We start from the raw sequence: 11,644 nt of genomic DNA, 5'->3' as shown, positions 1-11,644 counted from the left end.
AGAAAAGCGGAAGTGGCTCGTTCAGAATGTGAGGGGGATGGAGCTTCTGACGTAGAGGTGTTTTTTACCTCTTAGGAAGAAGCGAAGCCACCGAACATTCTAGCCACTGGAACTGGACAATGCTTCCGCTGAATTTTGAGGCGGGAGTATTACTGCCCGTTAATGCGGGATAAACCACTACTCAATTCCAAAATGCAGATGAATATCATTAACATATCGAAAAAGGAACCTGCATAGGTTCCTTTCCCTGTTTCTAGAACATATTCAATTAAGTAATCCTACAAATTCCTTTGTTACTTCCTCTTTTTCTATTAAAAATTGTTCTAGACTTCCAACCGGAACGCTGGAAGACAACTTAGTCAATTGGTCATATGTCGCTACTTGAATGCGAGCATTCATATTTATAAACTGCTCTTCTGCATCTTCTAACCAGCTTCCAATCGTATTAATATACTCATTCAATCCTTCTATTAGCGTGAAAATATATGTAGTTTTTGAAGCAAAATTTCTTTCTTCTTTAAGGGTCATAAATGCGGGTTCCTCTAATGAAATATAATAATATAAATCTACATCCTGTTCCTTACCTTGTATTTTAAGTTTAACAACGGCATCATTGCATTTACAAACCTCTAAAAAATACGATATATTTGGTTCAATGATGAGCTTACCATCTATTTCTTCCAATACTCCATCTTCTAGAAGAGTTGTTCTCACTTCCTCACATTCTTGATCTATTTCCTCTAATGTATAGCCTTTATATGGATTTTCAAATCCTTTAACTTCTTCCATCCCTATCAGTCGAAATAGAAAGAAGACCTCTCTGCTATCTAAATGTAATTCTATAATCATGAGATTAACTTTCCCTTCTATTTTTTCTAGTCTTTAATCGACTATAAGAGGAATGCGCTTTCAACAAACCCTCCTTAAAAGGCTCTACGTGTCTTCCCACCACTTTCTATATGCTTCCGTAAATAATAATACCTATGGAGATCCATAATCATATAAAACAAAGCAAATGAAAACCCTGTGCATGCACACATAAATACAATTGCCCCCATCTGTTGTGTTGCGATGCTAAGAATTATATTAGCAACTAACTGCCCCAATCCTACTACAAAAACTGCTACTTTTACACTACCAGTCTCTTTTTTCCATACATTTGATTTCTTTCTTGGTTCCTGAAGTTTTTTAATATGATTTTTATAAAAATGATACAAAGCAAAACCATACAAACCAACTGAAAAAATAAAATAGATTGGCGTTTGTAATTGCAACACTTCATATGCAAATTTTTGAGTTATAACCAATAAACCGACTGAACATATGATGCCATATACTCCTCGAAATAGCGTGTATTGTAATTGTCGTTTCCGAGGATTGATAGCAATCCATATCGCCCACAGATTCAAAAAGATAATCGGAGGAGCTACTACATATACATATAGTAATCGAAAAGAATTCGCAAGAGCAGGCAAAAGAACAAGCATGTCTGCCCCCACAAGAACAAGGACAATTACGTGGAATCTTATTTCATTTACAGGATAAATAGCCATATAATGTGCAAAGGCTTTCTTATTAAAATCTATACTTTTTTTCATGTTAATTAAACCACCCCGCTACTGTTAACCAAGCATTTTTCGCATCCGTTTTCACCATATCCTTAATACTATCATCTTCACCATCACCATCTAAATCAACATCCCATTTCACACCTTCTGTGAAACATGTTAATCCTACTGAAATAGCAAATCCAGCTGCCGCAACTGCCAGAACTGGTGCTGCTGGAAGGGCCATAACTGTAAGAGCTGTTGCCCCTACAGTTACTGCTCCTCCTACAACAACATTACCAATCATATCTCCTGCGATTTTATCACTTGATTCATTATTTTTGATATTCTCACTTGTATCCGTATATGAGTCTATAGCCACACTAAGCCATCCAATTGAAACCAGTCATACCTAGAAATGAATCTTTTTTGTCTACTTCACCAGATTCAGAATCCTTATTTAAACTTTCAACTTCACGAGCCCTATCTTCGGGTGCTCTTTTCGTTATAAACGGCTGAATAACCGATTCCACCATGATTTCGTTTCTTCAACTGCAGCCATTAATCATTTTGTCTCTTGTTGTTCGCAAACCAACTCGATAAGACGCTTATCCTGTTATACCCTTTTTGTTGAATCTATTTTTTGACGTGATCTTCTACGATACAGAACGGTCCAAATGATTGCAAGTCCGATGAATCCATACGTAATCAAACTAGAAATTGCTAAAAATGTAGATACTGAAAGATTATAAACAAGCACTACTTTCAGCAATGCCTCGCCTAATAAGGTAATTCCCCACCCCGCTGTCATGATTCGTAACACTTTACGAAAGTTAGCGTTGTTCCACTTATCAGCAAAGGACGCCTGTTCTTTTTGTGTTTTCCCGACAGTAAATCGTAAGGCGAAATAATAAATTAGCGGTCTTCGGGTGATAAGAGAGCCAAGGAAAATGAATCCCATAACTCCTGTGACAAAGGATTCCCGAACCAAAATAAGTCTTTCGTCTCCGCCAAGGAAAGCAGCAATAATTGAAAGAATAAATCCAACTAACATAAACACTGCAAATACATCCCATTTTCTATACTTCAGGAAATAGATTATAGTTTCTACTAAAGGAATCATTGTGGCAATTATGAGCGCCATGATGCCGGGCACATGTCCTAGTAACAGCTCGTAAACTAAAATGGGCAATACCGCATTAATAAGTAAAGAAAGGATAATTCCACGTACAATTTGTTTTCGTTCCATGTTACATCCCCTCCTCTGTATATATCCCATGAAATCCAAAGGGAATATGATGAGGAACCTCTGCTCTTCCGATTTCATCCATGGTTTTGGCATCTAAAACCAATAAAAATGAACATCCTTGAATTCCGCTAAGAACCACTGATAGTAAAACCCCCTCATCCTCCTTAGTGCCGTTAGGTGTAGCCACAAATACCGGTTCACCAGGATAGCAATCTTCTTGAGACCAAATCTTACTCTTCCCTGTATGGGTATCAATTTTAATCAACTGATTATCCATATTCTCCGGACGAATAAGACTTGTGCTTACACCATAAGCGTATCGATAATTTTGCCCGTTGTACCCTTGATAGTGAATTGATGGCAGTTCAATACTTTCTGATGATAAAATCTCTTCCACCGCGAAAGAGCGGCCTTCCTCCAAAATATAGCGCTTAAATTGAGGATGAGATCCTATTTGGGAATCGCTCGTAAGCTGATCAATGGAAAGGTTCGCAACAGCTGAAGCTTCTTTTGAAATACACGCATCAATAATAACATCCTTACCGTTCTCAAACGCATTGATTACGTGAAACCCAAAACCCGCTTGACTTTCCACTATGCGATGTAACTTTCCGTCCGCTTTATTGATAACTAGAAAACGTAAACCCTGTTCTGGCTTCCAAGTTAAGCTGTCTGTGAAATTTTTACCCGTCATTAACAACATAGGCTGAATGATCAAAGGAAATTCCAACAAAATGATATAATGATTCGTAATCGCAAAACTGTGCATATAGCCTGGTCGATCCGTTTCAATACTTCCAATTAATCGACGGCGCGTTGATACAGGATCGATCGTGTAAATATGGTAGACCGTTGTTTTTCCAAATTGAATGGTGAAATTGATGAGTTGACCACTATGAGGATCTAAATGAGGATGAGCTGTAGTCATATGAGCTGGAATATGATCTTGGAATTGATAAACACCTACAGTGTTTAAAGTTAGTGGATCAAATTCGACCATCCCAGGCGATTCCGTTAAAGCCAGAAAATGATGGTCCATTTTCATAATATTAACGTTAGTATTATTTTTGCCTCCTGTGGTTCCAGCTGATCCAAAGCCAGCCAATTGTTGCCCGGCTTCCATTACATGATGATATGCTTCGGTTCGTAGGAAGCGATTTGTATATGACACATTTCCGCGGCGAAACGAAAACTTATGGATCATTGCTAATCCATCAAACCAGTGCCCTCCCGTAAAATGGGCAGGACCATTTCGAAACAGACTACCAGACAGCCATATAGGAATCTGTCCTTGAATTGGTAAGCTTCCAATTTCTACTTCTTTATTTAAGCTACTTAACCCTTTTTGAAACGTATTCAATTCGCATTCCTCCTTTAAAAGTCACGCCAGTAGAAACGGGGTTCTTACCGCCCACGGATAGTGGGATAAATGTGTTCTACTTTCCTATTAGCCAAAACATTACTAAAAAAATATGTTCGCTACTCAATAAAAATCACAAATCTTTCTGCAAAAATTGTATTGATAAATTTCTTTAGTATTATTTTCTAATCATCGCCTTCTATAATATTTTTCCTTTTTATTATCTTCTATTAATTTACACAACTATTTACTCAAACTATCATAAAATATTACATCTTAAAAATACGATTCTTTCTATTACAAGAGTTGGGAGCTTTGTTACAAATATAAAAAAGACGGGTATTTCCCCCCGTCCTTTACATGGCTAATTACTAACGTTTTGGACTTATTATTAATAGGGCAATTCCTATACATAATTTGATTAATGCATCAATCATTCCAAATATCATAAATGATGTATCACTTAAATATAGACCACCACATGCATTAAGGATTGTTAATATTGCCAGTAATAGTGTTAATTTCCCATGAACTAATGTAAATGGTATAAAATGAATACCTACTGCCAATAAAATAAGTAACCAAATGAGTCTGTAATCACCTGTACTATTTAAGGACATACCGATTATTGGAGCAACTACCGAGATAAAAAGCAGACCAAATTTTGATGCTTTTTCCTGTAATGGAGTTGTTTCCCCAACAGAAAATCTTTCTCTAAAATAGTCCAAATACTTGTTGAATCATAATAAACTTCTCCCTAAATTCGCTTCACCATACAAATAATACCATAAATAAACTTATTTTCCCTATTATTAATATTTATTATTTTTTCTCAAATTACTTTTTCCTTAATGACCAACCAAATCACGTAAGTGCAAGGAACACAATAACGACATAAATTTTTATCTCTATATAACAAAGAGGCTATCAAACTATCTATTAAGAAAGTTTCTATATAAAATAGTATCAATCCATTTACAACAAGAATATATAAAATATAGTAAGAGCTACTCTGCTATATTTTACATCGCAAGAAAGTTGCCCCTTCTACTCTAGAATTTTCTCTCTTAAATAAACACAATTGACATTAAATTCACAATTTTACCTTTTTTCCTATTATACTTTGTTATATTGTTGTATAATATTTTTGAAAGCGTTTATTATTGTGATATACATAATTTAAAACGTTTTCGCTTAAAAATTCACAATTTTATATACATTATCCGCGCGGTAATTTTATTTCCATTTTATCCCTAGGTTAGATTTACCATAATATATTTAGCGTTTTTTTGTACAAGTTTTATTTGGTAATCAGGGCAAATTTCTGGGTGATAAGAAATTGTGAACGTTTTTTTACAAAACAGATAAGTAATAACGTTTTGTATTATGTAAATTATCGTAATAACATAAGAATATAAAATGAATTGCACTCGTTACTGGTTCTAACGAGTAGGAGGTTTTGTCAAATGACGACGAAGAATACAAATACAAACAGCCCTTGGGCTAAGTTTCATGGTCCAAACCTTGGCTATGTCATTGAACAGTACGATTGTTATGTAGCCGGGGAAGGTTCTGTTGATCCAGAGTTAGAAGAGCTTTTCGCAAGATGGGGTGCTCCTCCTTTTCATGCAGATTTTACAAAGGGGACTACTAGCAGCTCTCATTTTTCTTCTCCAAACAATACAGATATAGAAAAAGTTCTAAAAGCTGCAAAGGTTTTAGAAAATATCCGTTCATATGGTCACCTTTCTGCACATATTAATCCGCTAGAAGAAAAAGTGGATGGGCAGTTTTCTTTAGAGGGGCTAGGCGAGAATGATTTGAAAGCGATTTCAGCTAAAATGGTTTGGGCAGATGCACCTGCGGATATTCAAACTGCGTTTGATGCTGTTAATAGATTAAAAGATGTTTATTCAAAATCTTTAGCTTATGAGTTCGCTCATGTTCATGATAGTGAAGAGCGTGCATGGCTGCAACAAATGGTGGAATCAACTTCCTTGTATCATCCACTATCAAGCGAGAAACGAATCGCTGTTTTAAAACGATTGACAGCGGTCGAAGGTTTCGAGCAATTTTTGCATAAGACATTTGTTGGTCAAAAACGCTTTTCTATCGAAGGCGTTGATATGCTAGTTCCTATGCTTGATGAAATGATTTCTGAAGGCGCTAAGGGCGGCGTGAAAGATATTATGATTGGTATGGCTCACCGCGGACGTCTTAGCGTACTTGCTCACACATTAGAAAAACCATACAGTCACATGTTTACTGAATTTAAACATTCAGCACCAATGCAGGGCACTGATAAGAACAATATCGGCTGGACTGGCGATGTGAAGTATCACTTAGGTAAAGAGCAATTGGTTGGATCTGAAGAAGCTCTTACACGAGTTACTTTAGCAAATAACCCAAGTCACCTTGAATTTGTCGATCCAGTTGTAGAAGGATTTGCACGTGCTGCTCAGGAAAATCGCGAACAAGCAGGTTATCCAACGCAAGATGTTTCTAAATCTTTCGCAATTTTAGTACACGGTGATGCTGCGTTCCCTGGTCAAGGTATCGTACCTGAGACGCTGAACTTAAGCAGACTGAAAGGTTATCAAACAGGCGGAACGATTCATGTTATCGCTAATAACGCAGTCGGATTCACAACTGATAGTTATGATTCTCGCTCTACAAGATATTCAAGTGACCTTGCGAAAGGCTTTGATATTCCGATTGTGCACGTAAATGCTGATGACCCTGAAGCTTGTCTAATTGCAGCTACTCTTGCTTTCCAATACCGCACGCTGTTCAAAAAGGATTTCCTAATTGACTTAATCGGATATCGCCGCTATGGTCATAACGAAATGGATGATCCAGCAGTTACACAACCGAAAGTATACAAAAAGGTTAGCAAGCATCCTACTGTAAGAGCTTTATATGCTGAAGAGTTACAAGCGAAAGGCATTTTAAATGCTGACGAAGTAGAAACAATTACGCAATTTATACAAGAGCATTTGAAAGCTGAATATAATCAAGTTTCTTCAGCTAAAAAAGAAGTATCTGCTAATGTTGAAGTTCCAGAAGTAGTTGCAAATGGAATTCCAAAAATGATGACAGGTGTTCCATTAGAAACACTTCAAGAATTAAATACGAGTCTTCTTAAATGGCCGGAAGGTTTTAACGTATATCCAAAATTAAAGAAAATCCTTGAACGTCGCGAGAGCGCATTTAAAGATGGCGGGAAGCTAGAATGGGCAAATGCCGAAGCGTTAGCGTTTGCTTCGATTTTACAAGACGGTACGCCAATTCGTCTGACAGGACAGGATTCAGAGCGCGGTACATTCGCACAGCGCCACATTGTATTACATGATACAGAAACGAACGAAACGTATTCGCCAATGCATCGCTTGCCACAAGCGCGCGCTTCCTTCGCGGTTCATAATAGTCCGCTTTCTGAAGCTGCTGTTGTAGGATTTGAGTATGGTTATAACGTATTCTCTCCTGAAACATTGACAATGTGGGAAGCACAATACGGAGACTTCTCGAATACAGCGCAAGCATTGTTTGACCAATTCGTTTCAGCAGGAAGAGCAAAATGGGGTCAAAAATCCGGACTTGTTCTCCTTCTTCCTCACGGTTATGAAGGGCAAGGTCCAGAGCATTCCAGCGCTCGTCCAGAACGTTTCTTACAGCTTGCTGCAGAGAATAACTGGACAGTTGCAAACTTAACAAGTGCAGCGCAATATTTCCATATCCTGCGCCGCCAAGCAGCAAGTCTTGGAACTGATTTTGTAAGACCGTTAGTAATTATGACGCCAAAGAGCTTGTTACGTCATCCACTTACATCTTCACCTGCTTCTGCGTTAAGTGAAGGTAGCTTCCAAACAGTTGTAGAAGAGCCGAACCTTGGAACAGAAACAAGTAAAGTGAAACGTCTTGTATTAACTACAGGTAAGATGGCAATCGATTTAGCAGTAGATGTTGAATCGAACAAGCAAGAACATACGCTAGATGAAGTGCATATCGCTCGTGTTGAACAGTTATACCCATTCCCTACTGAGAAAATCCAAGCAATCGCTGAGCGTTTTGAAAACTTGGAAGAAATCGTATGGGTACAGGAAGAACCAAGAAATATGGGCGCATGGCATTATGTTGCACCAATTCTATTCGAACTTGCTTCTGGCAAATTGAAAGCGAACTATATTGGACGTCCGGACCGTTCAAGCCCATCAGGCGGCGATCCTCATGTTCATAGAAAAGAACAAGAATTGATTATTAATCAAACTCTTAATATCAATTTCCAGTTACAACAAGAACAAGAATTTGTTCACAATAAGTAATACTGTTAACTTCCTGTGAATGGGGTCTCCCCCATTCACGGTTAGAGAAGATTATTTATACAACCATATCAAATCAATTGTTAAGCAAAATAGGGGAGGACATTTAAAATGATCGAAATTAAAGTACCTGAGCTTGCAGAATCTATTACAGAAGGAACTATTTCACAATGGCTTATCAACGTAGGTGACAAAGTTGAGAAAGGCGCAAGCGTTGTTGAGCTAGAAACAGATAAAGTCAATGTAGAAATCATTGCAGAAGATTCAGGTATTGTATCAAAATTACTAGGAGAACCTGGGGATACAGTTGAAATCGGCGATGTTATCGCAGTTTTAGATGCAAATGCAGCGGCAGCAGTAAGTACACCTGCTCCAGCAGAACCAAAACAAGAAGTTACGGAAGCACCAAAAGCTGAGGCTCCAAGTGCAGCGTCAAATCCAGCACCTTTACAAGGCCTTCCAAATACAGATCGTCCGATCGCATCACCTGCTGCTAGAAAAATGGCACGTGAATTAGGAATCGACTTAAATGAAGTACGCAGCACTGATCCACTTGGCCGCGTTAGACCGCATGATGTTCAAGCGCATGCTACTGCGCCAAAAACAGAGCCAAAACAAGAAAAACAAAGTCCAAAACCAGCTGCAAAAACTGAGTTTGAAAAACCAGTTGAGCGCGTAAAAATGTCCCGTCGCCGTCAAACAATTGCAAATCGTCTTGTAGAAGTTCAGCAAACGTCTGCAATGTTAACAACATTTAACGAAGTTGATATGACAGCTATCATGGAATTACGTAAAGAGCGTAAAGATGCGTTCGAAAAGAAACATGATGTTCGTCTTGGCTTCATGTCATTCTTCACAAAAGCAGTTGTAGCAGCATTAAAACAATTCCCATTATTAAATGCTGAAATTCAAGGTGATGAGCTTATCATCAAGAAATTCTATGATATTGGAATCGCTGTAGCAGCTCCAGATGGATTAGTTGTTCCTGTTGTACGTGATGCAAACCAAATGAACTTCGCTGAAATCGAAAGCGAAATTCGTAATCTTGGTAAAAAAGCACGTGATAACAAACTTACATTAAAAGAACTACAAGGTGGTACATTTACAATTACAAACGGTGGCGTGTTCGGCTCTCTTATGTCAACACCAATCCTAAACAGCCCACAAGTAGGTATCCTTGGTATGCATAAAATCCAAGTACGCCCAGTTGCGATTGATGCAGAACGCATGGAAAATCGTCCAATGATGTACCTTGCTCTATCTTACGACCACCGTATCGTAGATGGAAAAGAGGCTGTTAGCTTCCTTGTTGCAGTTAAAGAAATGCTTGAAGATCCAAAATCATTATTATTAGAAGGTTGATTCTTATATCAATCGAAGAACCCTCTTGCATGTGCAAGAGGGTTTTCTTTATTTCTACTTCCATAACAAAAATAATAGTAGACTGTTGCTACATAATTCATGTAATCTACTATGTATCAAATCACATATAGATAAGGTGACAAAATGGAATTAGGAAACTTCTTTTTTACAACGCTTATGACAACCTTTATTCAATTAGCTTCATTAGTAGGATGGATTATTGTAGTTGGATTTCTATTAGGATATTTAGAAAATCGTTCGCGGACATATTGGACAAGAGCTTTCGGAAGAAATGGCTTCCTCTTAACCTCATGGATTGGAACACCCATTCACGAATTTGGGCATGCCTTTATGTGCGTCTTATTTGGGCATAAAATCGTAGGTATTCAGTGGTTTCCCACGAATACAAATAATGGGTATTTAGGATATGTACAGCACGAATATAACCCGAAAAGTATCTATCAAAAAATAGGTAATTTCTTTATCGGTATTGCTCCTATTTTTTCAGGAATTGCAGCATTAGTTGGCTTAATGTATTGCCTTATCCCCCACTCATACTCGGTATTTATGAATAGCATTGAAACAAATATTCAACCAAGTAGCGCTATGAGTGATATGATAAGGCACACTGTTTTCTCTTCAATCCTATTATTGAAAAGCATTTTTACCATTAGCAATCTATTAAATCCTTATTTCTGGCTCTTTCTGATTCTAGCAATTTGCATTTCTACGCATATTGCTCTAAGTAAACCTGACATACAAGGTGCTTTAGATGGACTAATTACGATTTTTTTGTTCCTATTTCTCTTCAACCTTATAGGAGGTATTTTTCATTTTGATAGTCATGCAATGATCGCAAATATAGCGAAGTATAATGCTTACTTACTCGCTTTTTCTAGCATTGCTATTTTATTTTCTTGTATTACTGTAGTGATAAGTTATTCCCTTTACCAAATGAAAGGAAAATGTAGATGACAGTTTTGAGAATGTTGTGTTATATCAACCTAATATAAATAGAGCATAAGCAGAAAGTTTCTCCTTCTCGCACCTCCCCTTGGTATAATATGGTATACAATATTATACCAAGGGGAGGCAAACCATGAACAAAAATGAATTGTATGTTTATCATATTGTTACTAGGAAAAAAATGAGTCTTGGGCAGATCATCACCTTTAACAAGAACGAAAACAACACCTTATATCGCTTCTTTTTTGAAAGAGAACAATTGAATTCGAAAGGTGAAGACTTCATTCAGATTTTACAAGGTCATAATACGAATGAGGGCTTGAACTTAAATAAAGAAAATACCGAAGTAGCTATTAAGTATGTAGACCAAACTATTCGAGCAATTAGAGAAGTGATTGTAGAAATGGTTAGATTACAAGAATATCCTGAGTACCCTTCTAGATTGTCTTGTTTATATGCTGCGAAAAGCTATGAAGATGCTTTGAAATGGAAAGAATTATTTGATTCTTACAATCGGAATGTTTTGCAGATTGTTAAACTTCGAGTTATCGGAAATTCTTTTGAAGGCGATGGAAACCTTTTACCAAAGGAAGATGGGGCTCCTTTCTCTCAAAAAATTGAACAAGCGAAAGAATATTGGAAGGGTAATATAACAAATGAACTTCCTGAGCTTTTGATTAACGGAAAAATTGAAGTGGTAGCAATTATTCATGATTTCTCGGCGTGAATGCTAGAAACGTCGTAACTACTCAGTCACTCTATGATTTTTTCATAGAGTGACTGGCTATGCATAGAAGCGGTCAGGGCGCGCAAAGTTTTAAAACAAAGAAAAACAGCAATC

At 37.3% G+C, this 11,644-nt stretch carries 11 protein-coding genes; 4 read left to right on the top strand and 7 right to left on the bottom strand.

What is annotated here, in order from left to right; all coding sequences use genetic code 11:
- Positions 1-264: 264 nt before the first annotated feature.
- From MR076_RS13355 to MR076_RS13325, 7 genes are all read right to left on the bottom strand, one after another.
- On the bottom strand, positions 265-849 hold the full coding sequence (locus MR076_RS13355) for a hypothetical protein (protein ID WP_242221285.1): 585 nt from the start codon (positions 847-849) through the stop codon (positions 265-267).
- 74 nt (positions 850-923) lie between these two features.
- Positions 924-1,598, bottom strand: a complete 675-nt coding sequence (locus tag MR076_RS13350; RefSeq protein ID WP_242221283.1) for a hypothetical protein — start codon at positions 1,596-1,598, stop codon at positions 924-926.
- Between the two features lies 1 nt (position 1,599).
- Positions 1,600-1,929 carry a hypothetical protein gene (locus tag MR076_RS13345; protein WP_242221281.1) on the bottom strand — a complete coding sequence of 110 codons (330 nt, stop codon included), beginning with the start codon at positions 1,927-1,929 and terminating at the stop codon, positions 1,600-1,602.
- 1 nt (position 1,930) lies between these two features.
- Entirely contained in the window at positions 1,931-2,083 is a 153-nt protein-coding gene (locus tag MR076_RS13340) for a hypothetical protein (RefSeq protein ID WP_242221280.1), read from the bottom strand.
- Positions 2,084-2,163: 80 nt separating this feature from the next.
- Complete coding sequence (locus MR076_RS13335; RefSeq protein WP_242221277.1) at positions 2,164-2,796, bottom strand: VC0807 family protein; 633 nt, start codon at positions 2,794-2,796, stop codon at positions 2,164-2,166.
- A gap of 1 nt (position 2,797) precedes the next feature.
- A complete protein-coding gene (locus MR076_RS13330) occupies positions 2,798-4,156 on the bottom strand; it encodes a carotenoid oxygenase family protein (RefSeq protein WP_242221276.1) in 1,359 nt (452 codons plus the stop codon).
- 371 nt (positions 4,157-4,527) lie between these two features.
- Entirely contained in the window at positions 4,528-4,884 is a 357-nt protein-coding gene (locus tag MR076_RS13325; RefSeq protein WP_313897334.1) for a DUF6609 family protein, read from the bottom strand.
- A gap of 738 nt (positions 4,885-5,622) precedes the next feature.
- On the opposite strand from MR076_RS13325, the gene MR076_RS13320 reads away from it, so the two are divergent.
- The 4 genes from MR076_RS13320 to MR076_RS13305 all read left to right on the top strand — a co-directional run bounded on the left by MR076_RS13320 (position 5,623) and on the right by MR076_RS13305 (position 11,530).
- On the top strand, positions 5,623-8,478 hold the full coding sequence (locus tag MR076_RS13320; RefSeq protein WP_242221272.1) for a 2-oxoglutarate dehydrogenase E1 component: 2,856 nt from the start codon (positions 5,623-5,625) through the stop codon (positions 8,476-8,478).
- A gap of 108 nt (positions 8,479-8,586) precedes the next feature.
- Entirely contained in the window at positions 8,587-9,837 is a 1,251-nt protein-coding gene (gene odhB, locus MR076_RS13315; RefSeq protein WP_242221270.1) for a 2-oxoglutarate dehydrogenase complex dihydrolipoyllysine-residue succinyltransferase, read from the top strand.
- Positions 9,838-9,981: 144 nt separating this feature from the next.
- Positions 9,982-10,812 (top strand): hypothetical protein, encoded by an 831-nt coding sequence (locus tag MR076_RS13310; RefSeq protein WP_242221268.1) that lies wholly within the window; start codon positions 9,982-9,984, stop codon positions 10,810-10,812.
- 124 nt (positions 10,813-10,936) lie between these two features.
- Positions 10,937-11,530: a DUF2441 domain-containing protein gene (locus MR076_RS13305; RefSeq protein ID WP_242221266.1), complete on the top strand. Its 594-nt coding sequence runs from the start codon at positions 10,937-10,939 to the stop codon at positions 11,528-11,530.
- Positions 11,531-11,644 lie beyond the last annotated feature (114 nt).

It is taken from the genome of Bacillus cereus group sp. BfR-BA-01380 (assembly GCF_022663535.1).
GTDB classification, from domain to species: Bacteria; Bacillota; Bacilli; order Bacillales; family Bacillaceae_G; genus Bacillus_A; species Bacillus_A cereus_BB.
The sequence above is the reverse complement of the archived record's forward strand: the minus strand, read 5'-3'. Positions and strand labels throughout refer to the sequence as shown.

Coding starts and splice junctions, on each gene's coding strand:
- odhB (WP_242221270.1), top strand. CDS start 8,587: ATGATCGAAATTAAAGTACCTGAGCTTGCAGAATCTATTACAGAAGGA.
- MR076_RS13310 (WP_242221268.1), top strand. CDS start 9,982: ATGGAATTAGGAAACTTCTTTTTTACAACGCTTATGACAACCTTTATT.
- MR076_RS13340 (WP_242221280.1), bottom strand. CDS start 2,083: ATGGTGGAATCGGTTATTCAGCCGTTTATAACGAAAAGAGCACCCGAA.
- MR076_RS13320 (WP_242221272.1), top strand. CDS start 5,623: ATGACGACGAAGAATACAAATACAAACAGCCCTTGGGCTAAGTTTCAT.
- MR076_RS13350 (WP_242221283.1), bottom strand. CDS start 1,598: ATGAAAAAAAGTATAGATTTTAATAAGAAAGCCTTTGCACATTATATG.
- MR076_RS13305 (WP_242221266.1), top strand. CDS start 10,937: ATGAACAAAAATGAATTGTATGTTTATCATATTGTTACTAGGAAAAAA.
- MR076_RS13355 (WP_242221285.1), bottom strand. CDS start 849: ATGATTATAGAATTACATTTAGATAGCAGAGAGGTCTTCTTTCTATTT.
- MR076_RS13335 (WP_242221277.1), bottom strand. CDS start 2,796: ATGGAACGAAAACAAATTGTACGTGGAATTATCCTTTCTTTACTTATT.